This window comes from Streptomyces sp. NBC_00286, assembly GCF_036173125.1.
Classification (GTDB): domain Bacteria; phylum Actinomycetota; class Actinomycetes; order Streptomycetales; family Streptomycetaceae; genus Streptomyces.
The window spans coordinates 1,581,221-1,599,830 of record NZ_CP108054.1 but is presented as its reverse complement, the minus strand read 5'-3'; the positions used below and the strand labels follow the sequence as shown (position 1 = coordinate 1,599,830).

Sequence of the window (18,610 nt, the reverse complement as noted above, 5' to 3'; positions counted from 1 at the left end):
CGTCTGGACCAGGGCTATTTCTGGGCCGACCCGCTTGGGTGGGCCAGTTCGATGCCGACTCGTCCGCCGATCCGCAGTGCCATGGTGCGGGTCGGCTCCACGGTGAAGCCGGCTTCGGCTATCCGTTGCGACACGGCGTCGGCGGCGTTGTCGCGCAGTTGTTCGCGCATCCGGCCGCGCATACCGGTCTGACGGCGCCCTCGGCCGTGCCGGTGGTCGTGCCCGTGCTCGTCGAGCACCGCGTCGGCCAGGACCAGCAGCCCGTCGGGCCGTAGCACCCGGCGCACTTCGGCCAGCAGCGCGTCCTTCGACGTGCTGTCCAGGTGGTGCAGCATCAGGCTGGAGAAGACTCGGTCGAACGAGCCGTCGTCATAGGGCAGTTCCTGGGCGAACCCGCGGTCCAACCGTACGGTGAGGCCGGCCCGCCGCGCCTTGCGCCCGGCGCGGGCCAATGCCTTCGGATCAGGGTCAAGCCCGACGAGGTCCACGTTCCGGTGCCGCCGACCGGTCGCCCGCAGCAGGTTCCCGGTGCCGCAGCCGACGTCCAGCACCTGGTGGCCGTCCCGCAGCTCTGCCAGCGTGATCATCTCCTGGTGGATCGGGCGCAGCCCGAACACGTGATGCGCCACGTCGTACAGCGGCGTCAGGAAGTGCTTGCCCAAGCCCGGGATGTACTCCCGCTCGGTACGCGTCTGAGACAGTTTTTCGGTCATACCATCAGTCTGGCCGCGTCTGAAGCTGCGGACCTGTACCGATCCGTGGCTTCAATGGGACGATTTGACGGTGAGGACCGTGCGTAAGGCGCCCAGCCGGGAGCGGCCGGCGACCTACTCGTTGTTGCCGGCACCCGGCGAGTTGCCCGTGGCGACCTGGCGGCTGGAGCACGGCTGGGAGAGCACCGGCTGGCAGAGCACTGACAGCTTCGAGGAGCATGCGCACGACTTCCCCGGCCTGGCGTACTTCCAGACCGCCGGCGGGCTGCTGCGCACCGGCAGGCGGGTCTGGCAGATCGAGGCCGGTGACCTGTTCGTCATCGCGCCCGGCGACGTGATGGGCCAAGTCCACGCCAGCGACCTGGCCCAGGCCCACGGCTGGGGAGTCTTCTTCACCGCCGACGCGCTGGGCCCGGACGTCCCCGGCGCCCACCTGGCCTGGCGCACCCACCCCTTGCTGTTCCCGTTCGTCCGCGGCGGAGCGATCGGCGCCCTTCGGGTGCGGGTGCCCGAACCGGAACGGCCCGAGTGGGCCGCCCGGATCCAGGCCCTGCACGACGAGCTGGCGCAACGCCGGGACGGCTACCGGGAAGCCGCGCTGGCCCACCTGACGCTGCTGCTGGTCGGGGTGTCCCGGCTTGCCGCCGACGTCGTGGGTGACCTGCGCGAGAATCGGGAACCACTGCTGGCCGAGGTGTTCGAGGTCATCGAGCGGCGCTACCCACAACCGCTGTCACTGCGCGACGTGGCCGCCACAGTCAGCATCTCTCCGGGCCACCTCACCTCGACGGTACGCCGACGGACCGGACGCACCGTGCAGGAGTGGATTACCGAGCGGCGCATGGTGCAAGCCCGGCGCCTGCTTGCCGCTACCGACCTGCCGATCAGCGAGATAGGCAGGCGAGCGGGCTTCCCGGACGCCGGCTACTTCGCCCGCACCTTCGGCAAGGTGCACGGAACGAGCCCCGCACAGTGGCGGCGAGCCGGCGGCGCCGATCCCGGAAGCAGGCCGCAGCGCTGAAGAGGGCGCGCGGATGGGCGGCGGCCAGGGCGGCGTTGTCGCCCGCCGTGGACCGGCCGCGCTGTGGACCACTGCCTGGCCCGGGGTCGTGTCACCGACCCTGCCCCAGATCGGCTCGCCGGCCAAGCAGGCCGATGTCACCGAACCGTAAGCACCCGCCCCGGCCCATATCGCCCGCCGTCCGGCCTACAGTTCAGCCGACCCCGGTCCCGAGCCTGCCATCAGGAGTTGTCCGTTCATGCGTGCCCGCCTGATCCTTCCCGGCCTGCTGGCTGCCGCCGCGCTCACCCTTGTTGGCTGCGGTTCGGAGAAGTCCGCCTCCTCCGGCAGTGCCGCGGAGGAGGGTCCGGCATCCGGGTCCTCCGCGCCGGCGCAGGACGGATCCGGCACCGAGTCCGTCCCGGAGGCGCTGCGGTTCAAGGGCACGACCGTGGACGGTAAACCGTTCGACGCGGCCTCGCTGGCGGGCAAGCCCACGGTGCTGTGGTTCTGGGCTCCGTGGTGTCCCACCTGTAAGGCTCAGGGGCCCGAAACCGCCAAGGTCGCCGAACAGTTCGAAGGTCAGGCGCATGTGCTCGGGGTGGCCGGGCTCGACAAGACCAAGGCCATGAAGGACTTCGTCGCCGACACCGAGGTCGGCTCCTTCCCGAACCTGGCCGACGAGGCCGGAGACATCTGGAAGAAGTTCGAGATCACCCAGCAGAGCGTCTACGTGATCCTCGACAAGGACGGCAAGACCGTCTTCACCGGCAGCCTCCCGGCCGGCAAGGGCCTCGCCGACAAGCTCAGCCCGCTCGTCGGCTGAACCGTCATGTCCGATCTGCCGCTGGCCCTCGCCCTGACCGCGGGCATGCTCGCCGCCGTCAACCCCTGCGGCTTCGCCCTGCTCCCCGCCTACCTGTCGCTGCTCGTCCTCGGCGACGACTCTCCGAGCCGTACGGTCGCAGTCGGCCGCGCCCTGACCGCCACCGCCGCGATGACGGTCGGATTCGCCGCGCTCTTCGGCGTGTTCGGCCTGGCCGTCCAGCCCGTCGCGGGACAGGTGCAGGAGCATCTGCCCTGGTTCACCATCGTCTTCGGGCTGCTCATGGCGGTGGCCGGTGCCTGGTTGCTCGCCGGGCGTCAACTGCCCACCCTGGCCCCCAAGTTGCGCCGCGCACCGACCGTCACCCGCTCCCTCCCTTCGATGGCGCTCTTCGGCATGGCGTACGCGACCGCCTCTCTCGGCTGCACCATCGCCCCGTTCCTCGCCATCGTCGTCTCCGCCTTCCGTAGCGGCTCGACCGGCGAGGGCGTCGCCCTGTTCGCCGCGTACGCCGCCGGCATGGGCCTCATCGTCGGGGCGGCCTCACTGACCGTCGCCCTCACCCGCGCCACCGCCGTCACCCGCCTGCGCCGCTTCGGCGCGATCGCGCCACGGCTCGGCGGCGCGCTGCTCCTTTGCGTGGGCGCGTACGTCGCGTACTACGGCTCGTACGAGATCCGCCTTCAGCGCGACCCCACCCTCCAGGACCCGGTCATCGACGCGGCCGGAGCCGTCCAGCGCGGCATCGCCGAGCCACTGGACGCCGCCGGCCCCGCCGTGATCGCTCTCGTCCTCGCTGCGCTGCTCATCACCGCCGTGGCGCTCATCCGCTTCCGGCGGGCCCGAGGGGCCCGCCGGTCACCCGGTACGGACACCGGTGCGCGGTCAACGCCCAGCCCCAGCCCCTGAATTGGGGGCCGAGATCAGACGGTCATCGTCGTCCCGTCGAAGCGGCTGAGGGTGAAGACGGCGTTCTCCAGCGTCGACTCCTTGGCCTCGCGCAGTACGCCGATGGCGATCTCCTCGCCCAGCCGGACCGCCTCGGTGTAGTCGGTACGCCAGTGCACGCCGGCCATGTTGCGGCCGGTGGCGATGTTGGCGGCGACCTTGTTGAGTTCACCGCCGACGGTGAGCCGGTCGGCGTCCAGGCCGGTGTACGGCTCCAGCGCGGTGCCGTCGGTGCTCGGCACCACCGGGTCGGGCAGGACGTACGACTCGTCGAACCACGCCTTGAGGATGGTCACGCACGCTCCCGCCACCGTGGCGTGTCCGGAGCCGTAGGAGGGGTGCGTCGGGCTGCCCTCCGGGAACGCCTGCGGAAGCAGGTAGCTGCCGTACTTCTCGAAGACCCGCTTGACGGCGACGGAGTCGAGCACCTCGCCGTCGATCGGGTACTCGCGCTGCCCGCGCAGTTGCTGGTGCACCCGGCCGCCGAACTCCTCCGGCCGCAGCCGCCGGTGCACGTACCACTTCTGGAACCACACCGCCTTCAGGGCCCGCGTGGCCACCTCGGTCACCAGCGAGAGGATGTGCGGGCCGCCGTACGTCCCGAAACCGATCTGGTTGCGGGAGAAGTTGTACGGGTTGCCCGCGTCCGGCGGCGCGTTCAGGCCCAGCAGGATGAGGGCGGCGTTGAGGTACGCCTCGTACAGCGCGTCGAAGTGCACATAGTGGGCCAGATCGCGCGGCGTCTGGATGTACCGCCGCGTCGTGAAGTCCCGCTCGTCCGGCTCGGGTTCGGAGCCGTTCTGCACCTCCAGCCAGTCGCCCCAGGTGGTCAGGTGGTCGACCGGGCGGACCAGCGTGTCCTGCCGCTGCGGGATCAGCAGCGTGCCGTACGGGATGTCCTTGAGCAGGAACTGCGAGACGTACGGCCCGGCCAGGTCGCCGCGGGTGTCGCCGCGGAAGATGGTCTGCGGCGTGACCTGCCCGTTCTGCTTGGGTGCCTGGAAGTCCGACAGGCCGCTCAGCTCGGTGGCCGCCTCGGCGACCAGTTCGCTGTCGCCGAACCGGGTGAACAGCACCTCGCGGCACAGTGCCATCCAGTACAGCTCGACCGCCTCGGCGGAGTTCTGCGCGCTGTCGATACGCGGCGCGGGAGGCATGGTCAGGGCCTGGGCGTCCGGGCCCTCAGGGTCGAAGGCCAGTCCGGACTGCGGGTTGGTCAGCTTGCGGGTGTCCCCGAGCGGGATCCGCTCGAAGTCCTCGAAGCTGCCGGTGGCCAGTGCCCGGCGCAGCAGGTGGTAGGCGGCCGGGTCGACCTCTCCGTACTTGTTGTGCGGTAACGCCTTGGAGTAGGTGGCGACGAACGGGTGGTCCGTCTCTTCCCCGTTGGCGGTGTGGACCGGTACGTGGCGCTGGAACTCGGCCTCGGCGGCCCGGATCCGCGCATCGCGCGCGGCAAAGCGACGATCACTCATGCGAATACCCCCGTATTCCCCGTGAGTTGTGCGTGTGTGCACTCTTGACTCATAAGACGTCCGGGCGCGCAGGGCTGTTCCGGGGGAACGAGTAATCAAGGGAATTTGCACATTTGTAGTGTGAACTTCCGCCTCCGTATCGGAACGGGCGCGGGTGATGGCGGCCGTAGGCGGGCGGTGAACCAGGAGCAAGGCGCCTCGCCGCGCACGTGGACGGTGACGCGCGCGCCGTCCACGGTGGTGGTGCCGCACTCGTGGAAGTAGCGGTCGAGCGTCCGGCGTTTCGCGCGTCCCCCGGGGCTCGTGTCCAGCGGTTCGCCCTGGCCGTCGTGCACCACGATGATCCGGCGGAAGGCCCGTATGCGGTCGGGGATGTCGCGGGTGGGGAGTTCAGCCCGCCAGGTTGTCGGCGGAGACGGGGTCCTGCGCCAGGGCGAGGTCGGTCAGGTTCCGGGTGTCCTGGGGGCGGGTCTGGGTCCACACCCGGCGGGCGGCAGCCCGAAGGGCGGAGGAACCGGCGAAGACGTCGGCTCGATGTGCTTCTTCCTGCGGCCAGGGGGCAACCGCATGTGCGACCCACGGGAGTCCCCCGGCTTCGCTCCTGGCACACTGTCGCCCCTGGACACATCGGCGCGGCGATGAGACAGGGGGACGGGTGGCTTCGCAGGACGTGCAGCAGCGGCCGGACGTGGCTGTCGTCGTGGCTGCGCGGGCCGGGGACCGGCAGGCTTCGGAGCAGCTGGTACGGGACAGTCTGCCGCTGGTCTACAACATCGTCGGGCGAGCGTTGGACGGACACAGCGACGTCGACGATGTGGTCCAGGAGACGATGCTGCGCGTCCTGAACGGGTTGCCCGGGTTGGAACGACCGGACCGGTTCCGCTCGTGGCTGGTCGCGATCGCTGTACGGCAGGTCCGCGACCGGTGGCGCAGCCGGCAGAGCCGGCCGGTCGCGGCACCACTGGAGGAGACCGTCCATGAGGCGGATCCGCAGGCCGACTTCGCCGACCTGGCGATCCTCCGGCTGACGCTGTCGGGCCAGCGTCGCGAAGTGGTGGAGGCGACCCGCTGGCTGGAGGACGAGGAACGCGAGGTGCTCGCGCTGTGGTGGATGGAGGCCGGCGGTGAACTGACCCGCGGCGAATTGGCGGCGGCCTGCGGCCTCACCCCCCAGCATGCCGCGGTGCGCGTCCAACGGATCAAGGAACGGCTGGAGACCGCCCGCGCCGTGGTACGGGCCGTGGCCGCCGCGCCACGCTGCCCGGAACTGGCGGCCACGCTCACCTCGTGGGACGGGCGGCCGGCCGCACTGTGGCGCAAGCGGCTGGCACGTCACGTCCGCGACTGCCCGCAGTGCCTGTCCCGTGGCTCCGACCTGATACCTGCGCAGAGGCTGCTGGGCGGCTTCGCACTGGTGCCCGTACCGATCGGCCTGACCGGGCTGGTGCTGACCAAGGCGCTGACGGCAGGCTCGAGCGGGGCGACGGCCGGCGCGGGCGCGGAGGCGGCGGGCGGCGCCGGGCGGGTGGCGCGCCACCTCGGCAAGCTGACTGCCAAGCCGGTGGCTGCGGCGACCGCGGGTGCGGTGGTGGTCACGGCCGCAGCGGTGGCCTGGTACGCGGGCACGCGATCGGACGAGCCGGCCCCGCGACCCGCCGCAGCGGCCCCGCAGTCCCCTCCTGCCCCGTCGGCCCCGAGCGTGTCCGCCTCACCTGCGGCGCAGGCCTCGCCCACCCCGACTCCATCGGCCGCCGCGCGGTTGTCGGGGCGCCATGCCCTGCGGTCGGTCGACGTCCCCGGCCACTACGTCAGCCAGGCCGCCGCCCGCTTCGGTGTCCTGACTCCGGTCGGCTCCACCAGCTCCACAGTCACCCGACAGAACGCCACTTTCAGGTTCGTCCCCGGTCTCGCCGACCCGGACTGCTACTCACTCAGGGACGCCAAGGGCCGATACCTGCGGCACTACGCCTTCCGCATCAAGGTGGACACCCACGACGGATCCGCCCTCTTCCAGAAGGACGCCACCTTCTGCCCCCGCTCCGGTACCGCCACCGGGTCACTCTCCCTGGAGTCGTACAACTACCCAGGCCGCTACCTTCGCCACCGGGACAACCTCCAACTCTGGCTCGACCCCGCCGAGAACACCGCCGCATACCGAGCCAGCCGCTCCTTCCTCGTAGTCGGTCCCCGGGGCTGACACGCGCAGCGACCGGTTACAGCGACCGGTTACTGCGTACGGCCGGGCAGCCGGTGCCGCCTGCCCGGCCGCGGGCAGTGGGGCCACCGGGCCTGGTCGGCCGACTACTGCGTGGCGCTGGGACCGGGTCGGCCGACTACTGCGTGGCGCTGGGACCGGGTCGGCCGACTACTGCGTGGCGCTGGGACCGGGTCGGCCGACTACTGCGTGGCGCTGGGACCGGGTCGGCCGACTACTGCGTGGCGCTGGGACCGGGTCGGCCGACTACTGCGTGGCGCTGGGACCGGGTCGGCCGACTACTGCGTGGCGCTGGGACCCGGTCGGCCGACTACTGCCTGCCGTCGCGCCGTATCCGGTCGCGGCGGCGCAGGAACAGCAGTCCGCCGGCGATCGCCGTGACACCCGCCGCGGCGGTCCAGCCGACTATGTCGTCGGACCCGGTCGCGGCGAGATCACCATCCGCCGCCGGGGAGGCGGACGTGGACGGCGTCCCACCCTGCGGGGACGCACCGGAGCCCGAGCCGGCACCGGGGCCCGACCCCTCGCCCGCCCCGCCGGAGTCAGCCGCAGCCGACCCGGGCGAAGCCGCCGTATCCGCGGCCCTGTCCCGCGTGAACGCCAGTGTGCCGAAACCCAATTGGTCGAATCCTCCGCTGTTCCATCCGTAGTCCCCACCCCCGCCTTCGGGCGCGACCTTGGCGGCGGCCTGGGTGACGTACGTGGCGGACAGTCCCCGCCGCTTGGTGTAGTGGTTGGCGATCATGGCCCAGACCGGCCGCGTCATGGCCGGGTCGGCGGGGGCCACCTGTGAAGTGGTCTCGGGCACCGACCGGCGGACCATCGAGCCCCTCTCGCGGGTGCTGGGCGTGTACGGCACATCACCCCCCAGGCTCCACTTGGCCACGTACTGAGCGCCCTTGAGGAAGCGGTTGTCGTCGTAGCCGTACAGGTCGATGCCCTGGTTCCAGGCCATCTCGCAGACGGTGGCCATCAGCCCGACGCCCATCAGCGAGTGCGGCTGGTCGCGCCCGGCCTCATGCCACTCGGCGAGCCCGTCGTCGTGCACGACCGGGATGGCGTTCCTGACCGCGGCCAGGCCATCGCCGTTCTTGAAGTACTCGACGGCCTGCTCGAACCTGGCCCGGTCGTCGCAGAAGATGCCGGTGGCCATCACGCAGGCGAGATTGCAGAGGTCCCAGTTGGCCCAGTAGTGCTTGGGGTAGGTGCCGTTGTGGTCGACGATGAATGCCTGACTCACCTTGCAGAAGACGTCGAGCATCGTCTTCTGGAATCTTTCGAGTTCGAAGTCGTCGTGGTCGCGAACGAGTTCAGCGGCGTTGGCGGCCTGATAGCCGTAGATTCCGGCGGCCAGGAACCGGTCGGCGTCGCCGTCGATTCTCGTCAGCTTCGCCGACCAGGCGTTGAGGATCGCCACGGCGGTGTCGGCGTACGCGGTGTCGCCGCTGACGTGGTAGCGCAGGGCGTTCTGGTAGGCGGCGTGGATGTCCCTGTAGAGGATCCAGTAGTTCTGGGGACTGGGGCTGTTCTGCCCCCGGTACACGACGGTCTGGGGGTTGGCCACCCAGCTGCTCTGCGCGTGCCGGTTGGCGGTCAGCTTGGCGAAGCCGGCCGTGTACGGTTCGGCGCCCGCCTTCACCTTGGCCGCCATACGGTCCAGGTCGGCGCGGGTGTGCAGCAGGCCCGGGTGAGCGAAGGCGGCGGCGCCCGCCGCGCCGGCGGGAGTCGGGGCGAGGGTCGTACCGATGGCGACGGCCCCGACTGCCGTGCCCGTGGCTTTCAGCACGCTCCGGCGGCTGATGGGGGGTGTCACGTTCACGTGGGCATTCCTTGTCGTCGCGGTGGGGGGACGCACAGGAGACGTGAGAGGGCGGCGGCCGATAACAGAAACTCGACGCCCGTTACGCGCCGGCAGGCCGTGCGAAGCCGTACCTGAGAGGACGAGAGCAACGCTGTGCCCGGGGGCCGGTCGCACATCCGGAGCGGGCGGGGCACGCTGGAATCAGCCACTCGCGCTGCACGGGCCCGACGGTGCGGGAACGGGCCAAGACGCCCGTGCAAGGGAACAGGACGAGGTGACCACGGATGCGTTACGGGGCCGTGTCACCACTGCGCCTGGTCTGCCGGAGCGGCGGCCCTTCCGGCGAGGAACGGAGCGGCGGGCATGACCGGCCGGGCGAGCCCGTAGAACCCGCGGTACCCGTAGAACCCGCAGAACCGGAATTCGTGGAACCCGTAGAACGCGTAGAACCTGTACGCACCCGTGGGCACCGGAGGCGGGAACTGGGCCGCTTCCTCCACATCAGGAGTACGCGCGTATGGCAGCGCGGCAGAGAAGTGGAACTCATGCACCGGGCCATGGGCTTCGCGGCCCTGGGACTGGTGACCATCGCCCCGCTGCTGATCGTGGTCGCGGCGGCCGCCCCCATCCAGGAGCACGGCTTCGCCACCTGGGTCGTGGACGGCATGGGACTGTCCGGCCGCCCCTCCGACGCCGTACAGGACCTCTTCTCCGCACCCGGCAGGGTCCTGAGCACGACCAGCGTTCTGAGCGTGGTGCTGCTCGCACTCTTCGGCGTACCGTTCGCGGGCAGCGTCCAGACCGGTTACGAGAAGGTGTGGGGCCTGGCGGCCGGACGCTGGCACACCGTATGGCGACGCGTGGCATGGCTCGCCGCGCTGACGGCCTACCTCTTCGCCGTGGCGCAGAGCGCGACCATCCTGGGCCCGGGAGCCCTGGGCACATGGGCCCGTATCGGACTGTCCTCGCTGCTAGGCGTGCTCTTCTTCTGGTGGGGCCAGCGTTTCCTGCTGGGCGGACGCGTCCCCTGGCGCGCCCTCCTGCCTGGCGCCATCGCCACGATGGCGGGCCTGGGCGGCCTGCGAGTGTTCTCCTCCCTGGTCTTCTCCCCGCTCATCGTCAGCAACGCGGTCTCGTACGGCGCGGTCGGCACCGTCCTGATAGTGACGTCCTGGCTGGTAGGCGTCGGCTTCGTCGTCTTCGGCGGCGCCCTGGTCGGCCGCTACTGGTACCTCCACGAACCACACCACATTCCGCACCCGCACACCCACACCCGCTCCCGGAAGCGCTGAGGCGTACGCCGACGCAGGAGCGGTATTCGGTTGGCTCGCCAAGATCGTGGGCCTACGGTCCTCACTGTCCCGCATCCCACTTCCGGAAGTGCTCCGCCAACGGCGTCCGGGGAAAGTCCGGCAGACCCGAGCCGAATTCCCAGCGACGCGAGATCCACGTCGACCGCAGCGGGAACCCCGACGACCTACTGACCCTGGCAGAAGCCGCCCGCGTCCTCGGCGTCACACCCGTCAGCATCGCCCACCATCCCAAGCGCATGCCGCGCGGCTGGCCCCAGCCGCGGTCGAAGAGGAGCAACTCCCCAGCGGCCGCCTGCGGCGCTGGTACCGCCGCGCCGACATCTGGACCTACGCCGACACCCGCACCATCGCCGGACCCCACCGCGCCAAACACCCCAGCAGGAAACCCCGGGGCCTGGGCGAAGCAGGCTGAGTGAGCTCACCTGGGCGCTCTATGGGCAGTGGGAAGCAATCGGTCTCCGCCCAGTTGGTGCTCGGGACGGCCGGGTGGAGCCGCCCGTCCCGCCTCTGCAGGACGGGCGGCTCGGGCAGGGCTCAGTAGAGCTTGTTGACAGCCGTCACCGTGGTCGCCTTGAAGTCCGCGACCTGCGCATGTTCGAAGGTGCCCATCTGCGCCCACCGGACGTAGGTCACGGTCCTGCCGTCCCGGCCCACCGAGAAAAGGCTGACGTCGGAGGAGCCCCAGTCGGAGACGGTGTGCAGGCCGTGGACGGTCGCGCCCTCCTCGACGTCGATTTTGCCGTACTTCTTCTCGGTCGCCGTGAGGTCGGGAGTCTCCTCCATGAGCCGCTCGGCACAGTCGGCGATCTTCTGGCGCAGCAGGGCGGCGAACGCCTTGGCCCGCTGCTCACTGCGCTCCACCACGGTGACCTGGAACGCGTTGGTGTCGTACTCGGTCCAGTACTCACGGTGGCTGGAGATGGACGGCAGCGACTCCCCGACGCAGACCGGCGGGTGCTCGGGCTGCCCGGCGACGACCGGACCGGCGTACCAGGGCGACTTCGGGTGCGGCGGCAGCTCACCCGGTTCCAGGAACCGGGGAGAGCCCGCAGCCATCGCCGGGGCGGCAGTCAGGGTGAGTACGGCCCCGGTGGCCAGCGCGGCCAGCGCGAGCCGGGTACCGCGGATGCGGACGTTCATGATTCCCCCATGCGTTGTGTGTCGAGACGACCGGATGCGGAAAGAGGGGACGCGCTCGTGCGGCCCGCCAAGAACCTTCCGGTCATGACGTCTCGTAAGACTGATTAAGGTGCACTTCCGTTGCTCTGCGCTCTTGCTGCAGATATGCAATGAATGTCACCGGACGGCAACGGAGCACCGCGTTCTCCCGTGCCCCGGCGGGGTGGGTCCGCTGTTAGGGTGCTGCGCGCACGACATAGCAGCGCTCACCCTTGGCGGACCGGGGAAGTCTCCCCAACTGACCTGCTGGCGCGAGGACTTCAGCCGGGCCGGGAACCCGCTTCGGCCCATACGGTCTTGCCGCTCGGTGCATACGGCTCTGTGCCCCAGCGGTCGGCCAGCGCGGCGACCAGGAGCAGGCCGCGGCCGGATTCGTCGTCCGGTTGGGGTTCCGGAGGGGGCGCGGGCAGCTTCTCGCCGCGGGTGTCGGTGGCCTCGATGCGTACGACGCCTGTCGCCTCGTCCAAGGTGAGGGTGAGCCTGAAGTCCCGGCCCTGTACGCGTCCGTGCAGCGCGGCGTTGGTAGCGAGCTCGGCGACGATCTGTTCGGCGCGTTCGGTGACAGTCGGTGATACGGGCCAGGTGCGGAGTTCTTCGACGGCGAGTAGCCGGGCGAGGCGGGCTCCGCGGCGGGTGGAGGACAGGAGCTGCACGAACGTACGTACGGGGGAGGTCAGTTGGGGTGTAGTTGCGTTCATGGGGCCACGGTGGCGGCCGGGCGGGGGTGTGTGCCAGTGGCGCGCCCCGTACGGTGCGTCAGCGTACGGGCACATTCGGTGGACGGTACGCGGATCGTTCCGTCACTCTGGGTGCGTCGATCGCGGGGCATCGCACGAACGCACCTGGAGGTAGCCGCGTATGACCACCGACAACGCCGAAGCAACTGACGACGCCGACTGGGAGCGGGAGCCCGACCCCTCCGACAGTCTGCGGACCTTCGGAGCCGTCGTCCAGGCCCTGCGCGAGCACGCCGGGTTGAGTCGGGTCGAGTTCGGGCGGCTGGTCCGGTTCTCCAAACACACCGTGGAATCCGTGGAGTTGGGGCGACGGATGCCGGATGAGGCGTTCGTGGAGCGAGGGGAGGAGGCGACGGGCAACACGGGTGCGTTGCGGAAGTCGGCGAGATTCCTGACGCGGGGGGAGGCGGGGCTGGCGGCGTGGTTCCGGCGGTGGGCTCGGCTGGAGCGGATTGCGGTCAGCTTGTGTACGTATGAGTGCCGGCTGGTGCCGGGGCTGTTGCAGTCGGAGGAGTACGCGCGGGCGGTGTTCGAGGGCACGATTCCGGTGGTCTCGGACGAGCGGCTGGAGGCTTTGCTCGCGGTGAGGACGGAGCGGCAGAGGATGCTGTACGAGCGGCCGACCGTCCCCTTCAGTTTCATCGTCGAGGAGCATGTCTTTCGGCGTCGGTATGGGAACGCGGAGCAGATGCGGGGCATGTTGGACCACGTGCTTGAGCACAGTGCTCCGCGCAACGTGACGCTTCAAATCGTGCCGTTGGAAGGCGGGTTGCACTCGTGTCTGGATGGCCCTGTGCGGCTCGCCGAGACGGCCGAAGGGCGGCGGTTCGCGTACTGCGAGGGACAGCAGAACGGGCGCTTGATCGCTGACGTGAAAGAGGTGAGCCTCCTCCAGCAGCGCTATGACACACTGCGCTCGCAGGCCCTCAACCCCAAAGACTCCCGGGGCCTGTTGGAGCGACTGCGAGGAGAGCTATGAGCACGACGGAACTTGCCTGGTTCAAGTCCAGTTACAGCGGGAGCCAGGGTGACGACTGCGTAGAGGTCGCTGTCACCGAACAGGCCATCCACGTACGGGACTCCAAGGACGCGGCGCGAGCTCACTTCGCCGTCGGGCGTGAGGGATGGGCGCACTTCGTGGGGTCTGTCTCGACGGCCTGAAACAGGTCGCCTGCCCGCCTGTTGACCCTCGACCTTGTGAAGGGCTCAGGGTTCCGGGTGTGGAGAGCGAGATGCGCAGCATTGGTGAGATGGCCCGGGACAGTGGACTGGGCGTGAGTGCCCTGCGGTTCTATGACCGGGCCGGTGTGCTTGTGCCCGCCTGGGTGGATCCGGTGAGTGGGTATCGCTGGTATGGGCCCGAGCAGCTTGAAGAGGCGCGGTTGCTGGCGCGCTTGCGCCGGGCGGGTATGCCGCTGGCGGATATCCGGCTGGTGCTGGCCGGGTGGTCCAGTGCGGACACCGACCTGGTGCGCACGCTCCTTCAGGGGCATCTGCGTCGGCTTGAGCAGGGGCTGTCCGATGCCCGCGGTGAGTTCTCCACGCTCCGAGCGCTACTCGATCACAGGGAGAACCCCATGACTTCGCTTCGCACCGCCACCGTCAAGTTGTCTGTCTCCGCAGCTGAGTTGGCCGCCGCGTTGGACGCGGTCCGTTTCGCTGCCAGTACCGACCCGGAGCTTCCGATGCTCGGCGGTGTCCTCTTCGATATCGAGGGTGACGTACTCGACGTTGTGGCCACCGACCGGTACCGGATGGCCGTGGCGCGGGCGGGTCTCGCCGGGCATGGCGGTAGCCGCGTGCAGCTCATCGTGCCTGCCCCGCTAGCCGATGCGATGCGCGCGCTGCTGAGTGGCGAAGAGGCCGTCCAACTCGCCGTGGACGGTGATCGCGTGACGCTGGAGACCGGGGACGGGGGTCGTCAGGCGGCCGGGCAGTGCCTTGATCACGACTTCCCTGACTACCGTCGCCTCGTCCAGCTGCCGACCGGGCGCCGCGCCCTCGTCGATGTGCCGGCCTTCCAGGAGGCGGTACGGACCGGTCCCGTCCGTGCGAGCGAGGTGCGCAAGCCGGATGACGTGTCATGTGAACTGAGCGTGCTCAAGGTGACCGACGACGGCGCGGTGACCCTCTGCGAGGACGGTGACGAGGGCCAGGACCAGGTCGCCGTCAACCGCGAGTTCTTGCTGGACGCGCTCGCCGCCGGAGCCGGGGACCAACTGATCCTGGAGTTCGGCGCCCCCACAGCGCCGTTGGCCATCCGCCGTCCCGACACCGAGGACACGTTCTCGATGCTGATGCCGGTGCGCCTGGAGAACTGATCGCGTGGCCGTTCCGTGGTGCTGATCGCGGCCGGGCCGCCTCGGATCTCCGGGGCGGCCCGGCCGCGCAAGCGTCGATGCCCGTACGCGCCCCAGTCGTCACCACCGCTTCATCCAGCCCTGCCGCCGTCGGCGGGCCGTTGTCAGTGCCTCGCGTTAGTCTGCGCGCATCTGACCGATTTCCCCGATCAGGGAGGTTTTCATGGCCTCGAAGCTCAATCCGTATCTCAGCTTCAACGGCGACGCCCGGCAGGCGTTGGAGTTCTACAAGGAGGTGTTCGGCGGCACGTTGTCGGTGAACACTTACGCCGAGTTTGGGCAGGAGGACGCGGCCCTCGCCGACAAGATCATGCACGGCATGCTGGAGACCCCGAGCGGCCTCACCCTGATGGGCGCCGACGGCGCTCCGGGGGAGGAGTACAAGCCGGGCAACAACTTCTCGGTGGCCCTGACCGGCGACGACGACGCCGAGCTGCGCGGCTACTGGGAGAAGCTGTCCGCCGGTGGCTCGGTGTCCGTGCCGCTGGAGAAGCAGATGTGGGGCGACGTATTCGGTATGTGTACGGACCGGTTCGGCGTCCCGTGGATGGTGAACATCAGCGAGAAGCAGGGCTGAGCGCGGAACGGAACAGGGCGGCGGGACCGGATTCCTCCGGTTCCGCCCCGCGCCCTGTGCATTCCGGCCCGTGTCGTAGGCGTTCCGCTCCGCGCCCAACGGACTACGCCCTTCACCATTGCGGGCCTCGAACGTACCGACCCATACTGTGCCCGACTACGGGGGGAGACCGGGCAGTTGAGCGGGAGACGTGCGCCTGCCGCGGTGCGGGGGACCGGCTATCACGGACTGGTGCTGGGTGCCGCCGGGCTTGCCGTGCTGCTGGCCGCCACCGTGCTGGCGGCGCTCGCGGCGCTCTCCGAGAAGGCCGTCGAGGGCGGGGTGCAGCGGCGGCTCGCCGGTGATCCCGAGGCCGTGGTCGGTGTCTACGGGGCGTACCCGTCGAGTGGTGCGGAGGAGCTGGACGGTCTCGTACGGGCCGCTGTGGGCCGTGCCTTCGGTGGCGTACCGCATCACACCTGGTCCGCGTTACGGGTCCCGGCCGTCCGGTCCGCGCAGATGAGCGTGACCGAGGCGGACGGCCGCCGGCGGGACGACGCCAGCGTGTCCGTGGTGGCACTGCAGGAGACACGGCGGCATGCCCGGCTGGTGGCGGGTCGCTGGCCGGGCGCGGCCGGCGGGGGAGGAGTCGTCGAGACCGCGCTCAGCGATGTCTTCGCGGAGGAGCTCGCGCTGCGGCCCGGTGACGAGCTGCGGGTGCAGGCGGAGGGCGGGCCGCAGGTGCGGATGCGGGTGGCCGGGCTGTATCGGGCCGATGGCCGCAGCCCGGCTGTCTGGGCGAACCTGAGCACGACCAGCTTCGGTACGTCCGAATCCGTGGCGCTGGTGGAGCGCGCGGTGGTGACCTCAACTCCAGGCCTGGCTAAGGATGTTGGCGGGCTCTGGCTGGGTGTGCTGGACACCGGCGGGCTGCGGCTCGGTGACATCGGGCCGTTGCAGCGGCGGGCCGAACGGTTCGGCGGCAGCGACGTATCGCTCTCAGTGTTCCGCGGTACGAAGCCCACGACCGAGCTCGTTGCCGAGCCCACCCTTGACGACGCGCTCGACGATCTGTCGGCTCCCATCGCCGTCGCCCGGGCCGGCCTCTACATCCCGGCCACCCTGCTCGCCGCCCTGGCCGCCGCGGCCCTCGTCCTCACCGCGCGCCAGCTCGCCGAGCACCGCCGTCCCGAACTCGCACTCCTGGCCGCGCGCGGCGCCGGAACCCCGCGGCTGGCCCTGTCGACGACCGCGCAGTGGGCGGCCGTCGCGCTGCCCGCGGGGCTGGCCGCGCCGTTCCTCGCCGGTCCGCTGCTGCGGCTGCTCGACGGGGCCGGGCTGATCCCCGGCGACGTACCCGCGTCCGCGACGCTGACCGCAGGCTGGGCTGCCGCGCTGCTCGCCGTCGCGGTGCACGGTGCCGCGCTGCTGCCGCCGACCGTGCGGACCGTACGGGACCGGCATGCGGTGCGACGGCTGCGGTTGCGTCTGGGGCGGTTCGCGGGGGCGCAGCGGTTGGGTGCAGATCTGGGTCTGGCTGCTGTCGCCGTGCTGGGATGGCTGCAGTTGCGGCAGTACCGGTCGCCGGTCACGGGCGGTGGCGTCGACCCCGTACTCGTCCTCGCGCCAGTCGCGATGACCTGCGCCGCGGCGCTGCTCGTCCTGCGGGCGCTTCCGGTGCTCGCGCGGGTCACCGAGCCTCTCGCGCGGCGCGGCACGGGGCTCGTACTGCCCCTCGGGGGCTGGCAGATCGCGCGGCGGGCCGCGCGGCATGCCGGGCCCGCGCTGCTGGTGACGCTGGCCCTGGCCGTCGCCGCGCTCAGCAGCACCGCGCTCGCCATCCTGGACCGCGGGGACCACGACCAGGCGGTCTTCCGGGTCGGTTCCGACCTGCGGATCGACCCCGGCGAGCGGCTTGCCCCCGCCGAGCGGCGCGCCGCGTACGCGGCACTGCCCGGCGCCCGGGTCGTCACCCCCGTCGTCGACACCAACGGCTACCTCGCCCAGAGCTGGGTCACCGTCACCGGTATCAACACCGCACGTGGTCCCGCCCCCGCCCTGCGCCCCGACCTCAGCGACCGGCCGGTGTCCGAACTCGTCGCCCCGCTCGGCCGGAACATCCCCGCGTACGGGCTGCCGCTCGATGGTTCCCGGCCCGAACTCCCGCTGCGGGTAAGGCTGTTGGCCGATGGGCCCGGAACCCCCGTGCCCGTGCGGCTCACCGTGCACTTCGTGGACGCGGACGGCCTCGCCCACGCGAGCGAGGTCGATCTCGAGGACACGAACGGAGCGGCTCGTACCGTACGGCTGAAGGTTCCGGGGCGCGGTGACGGCGTACGCATCGTCCAGCTCGGCTTGAGCATGACCGGCGAGAGCATACGGCGTACCTATCGCCTCAGCGTCGACCGTGTGCCCGGGCTCACGCGGCCCGCCGCGTGGCGCGACGTGCGCACCGACGCCCCTGACCGGCTGGTCGCCGGCTGTCCCGGGGCCAAGCCGCCGAGGCGGCCCGGGAGTGCTCCGGGGCCCGTACTGTGCTCCGACCGCCCGGCGCCCGGGACCCTCCTGGACGCCGTGCTGCGCGGGCCCGACATCGAGCTCGAGTACCCGACGTGGAGCGTGCGGCTCGGTACGGACCGCGCTCAGGGGCGGCCTGCCGCGCCCGCGCTCGCTGACCGGGCGACGCTGGACTCCGGTGTGGTTCGTGTCGGGGACACGGTTACGTTGCAGCGGGCGGGCGGCGGCAGTGCTCGTATCAAGGTCGTCGGGGAGATCGATGCCGTGCCGGGTGCTGAGCGGGACGGGCCCCAGCTGCTGGCCGACTCCCGTGCCCTGGCCGCGCAGTTCGTACTGGGCGGAGGGTTGCCCGGCGCCGACACCGCCTGGTGGGTGGCGGCCGAGGGCGGGGACGCGGCCGCCGCTCTGCGCGCCGTCCGGGCCGACCCCCGCCTCGGCACGGCCGTTGACGTGCCGGGGACGCGGGCCCGGTTGGCCGCCGACCCGCTGAGGCAGGGCGCACGCGGGGCGCTCACGTTGTGCCTGGTCCTCGCTCCGGCCTTCGCCGTCGTCGGCTTCACCCTGCATACGGCCTTCTCGGCACGGGCCAGGGCGCGGGAGTTCGCGCTGCTGCGGGCCTTGGGCGTACGGCGCCGCCAACTCGCCGCGTACCTGTGGACGGAGCAGTTGGCTCTGGCTGGCGTGGCTGCGGTACTCGGCACGCTCCTGGGCACGGCGCTGGCGGCGCTGATCATGCCGGTGGTCACAGTCGACGACACCGGTCGGCCGGTCTATCCCGGGTTGCTGACCGAGGTGCCGTGGGGGCGGGTGATGCTCACGGCGGGGGTGACGACGCTGGTGATCTGCGGCGTGGTGACGGTCGCGGCGCGGTTCCTGGGGCGGGTCGATCTGGCGCGGGTGCTGCGGGCGGGGGAGGGCCGGTGAAGTGGGTCGGTGTGGCTGCCGGGCCTGGTCGGCTTGTGCCTGGGCGTGG

Annotated in this window: 16 protein-coding genes; 10 read left to right on the top strand and 6 right to left on the bottom strand. The window is 70.8% G+C overall.

Translation table 11 applies throughout. The features are described from left to right. Positions 1-14: 14 nt before the first annotated feature. Positions 15-713 carry a class I SAM-dependent methyltransferase gene (locus OHT21_RS07315; RefSeq protein WP_328767433.1) on the bottom strand — a complete coding sequence of 233 codons (699 nt, stop codon included), beginning with the start codon at positions 711-713 and terminating at the stop codon, positions 15-17. Positions 714-783: 70 nt separating this feature from the next. Between OHT21_RS07315 and OHT21_RS07310 the strand changes: the two genes are divergently transcribed. The 3 genes from OHT21_RS07310 (at position 784) to OHT21_RS07300 (ending at position 3,448) form a co-directional block, all read left to right on the top strand. After that, positions 784-1,734 carry an AraC family transcriptional regulator gene (locus tag OHT21_RS07310; protein ID WP_328767432.1) on the top strand — a complete coding sequence of 317 codons (951 nt, stop codon included), beginning with the start codon at positions 784-786 and terminating at the stop codon, positions 1,732-1,734. 238 nt (positions 1,735-1,972) lie between these two features. Continuing rightward, entirely contained in the window at positions 1,973-2,539 is a 567-nt protein-coding gene (locus OHT21_RS07305; protein WP_328767431.1) for a redoxin domain-containing protein, read from the top strand. Between the two features lie 6 nt (positions 2,540-2,545). Beyond that, positions 2,546-3,448 (top strand): cytochrome c biogenesis CcdA family protein, encoded by a 903-nt coding sequence (locus OHT21_RS07300; RefSeq protein ID WP_328767430.1) that lies wholly within the window; start codon positions 2,546-2,548, stop codon positions 3,446-3,448. A 14-nt stretch (positions 3,449-3,462) separates the two neighbouring features. On the opposite strand, the gene OHT21_RS07295 is transcribed toward OHT21_RS07300, so the two are convergent. Continuing rightward, the gene (locus tag OHT21_RS07295) at positions 3,463-4,959 is read right to left on the bottom strand and encodes a vanadium-dependent haloperoxidase (RefSeq protein WP_328767429.1); all 1,497 of its coding nucleotides are present in this window, start codon (positions 4,957-4,959) and stop codon (positions 3,463-3,465) included. A 655-nt stretch (positions 4,960-5,614) separates the two neighbouring features. On the opposite strand from OHT21_RS07295, the gene OHT21_RS07290 reads away from it, so the two are divergent. Further along, positions 5,615-7,156, top strand: a complete 1,542-nt coding sequence (locus OHT21_RS07290; protein ID WP_328767428.1) for a sigma-70 family RNA polymerase sigma factor — start codon at positions 5,615-5,617, stop codon at positions 7,154-7,156. 328 nt (positions 7,157-7,484) lie between these two features. Here OHT21_RS07290 and OHT21_RS07285 read toward each other — a convergent pair whose 3' ends face one another. Together OHT21_RS07285 and OHT21_RS07280 are read right to left on the bottom strand one after the other, a co-directional pair. Next, a complete protein-coding gene (locus OHT21_RS07285; protein ID WP_328773986.1) occupies positions 7,485-8,987 on the bottom strand; it encodes an alginate lyase family protein in 1,503 nt (500 codons plus the stop codon). A gap of 290 nt (positions 8,988-9,277) precedes the next feature. Beyond that, complete coding sequence (locus OHT21_RS07280; protein WP_328774458.1) at positions 9,278-9,526, bottom strand: hypothetical protein; 249 nt, start codon at positions 9,524-9,526, stop codon at positions 9,278-9,280. Here OHT21_RS07280 and OHT21_RS07275 point away from each other — a divergent pair. Further along, positions 9,458-10,267 carry a YhjD/YihY/BrkB family envelope integrity protein gene (locus OHT21_RS07275; RefSeq protein WP_328773985.1) on the top strand — a complete coding sequence of 270 codons (810 nt, stop codon included), beginning with the start codon at positions 9,458-9,460 and terminating at the stop codon, positions 10,265-10,267. The two genes, OHT21_RS07280 and OHT21_RS07275, sit on opposite strands and share 69 nt — an antisense overlap. A gap of 555 nt (positions 10,268-10,822) precedes the next feature. Here OHT21_RS07275 and OHT21_RS07270 read toward each other — a convergent pair. Together OHT21_RS07270 and OHT21_RS07265 are read right to left on the bottom strand one after the other, a co-directional pair. Beyond that, positions 10,823-11,428: a hypothetical protein gene (locus tag OHT21_RS07270; protein ID WP_328767427.1), complete on the bottom strand. Its 606-nt coding sequence runs from the start codon at positions 11,426-11,428 to the stop codon at positions 10,823-10,825. A gap of 299 nt (positions 11,429-11,727) precedes the next feature. Next, positions 11,728-12,165, bottom strand: coding sequence for an ATP-binding protein (locus OHT21_RS07265; RefSeq protein WP_328767426.1), 438 nt, complete (start codon positions 12,163-12,165; stop codon positions 11,728-11,730). 160 nt (positions 12,166-12,325) lie between these two features. On the opposite strand from OHT21_RS07265, the gene OHT21_RS07260 reads away from it, so the two are divergent. The 5 genes from OHT21_RS07260 (at position 12,326) to OHT21_RS07240 (ending at position 18,561) form a co-directional block, all read left to right on the top strand. Beyond that, positions 12,326-13,183, top strand: coding sequence for a helix-turn-helix domain-containing protein (locus OHT21_RS07260; RefSeq protein ID WP_328767425.1), 858 nt, complete (start codon positions 12,326-12,328; stop codon positions 13,181-13,183). Then, a complete protein-coding gene (locus OHT21_RS07255) occupies positions 13,180-13,365 on the top strand; it encodes a DUF397 domain-containing protein (protein ID WP_328767424.1) in 186 nt (61 codons plus the stop codon). Before OHT21_RS07260 ends, OHT21_RS07255 begins: the two co-directional genes overlap by 4 nt. A 71-nt stretch (positions 13,366-13,436) precedes the next feature. Continuing rightward, entirely contained in the window at positions 13,437-14,525 is a 1,089-nt protein-coding gene (locus OHT21_RS07250; protein WP_328767423.1) for a DNA polymerase III subunit beta family protein, read from the top strand. 202 nt (positions 14,526-14,727) lie between these two features. Continuing rightward, entirely contained in the window at positions 14,728-15,141 is a 414-nt protein-coding gene (locus OHT21_RS07245) for a VOC family protein (protein WP_328767422.1), read from the top strand. A 177-nt stretch (positions 15,142-15,318) separates the two neighbouring features. Beyond that, positions 15,319-18,561, top strand: coding sequence for an ABC transporter permease (locus OHT21_RS07240; protein WP_328767421.1), 3,243 nt, complete (start codon positions 15,319-15,321; stop codon positions 18,559-18,561). The last annotated feature ends 49 nt before the right edge of the window (positions 18,562-18,610 follow it).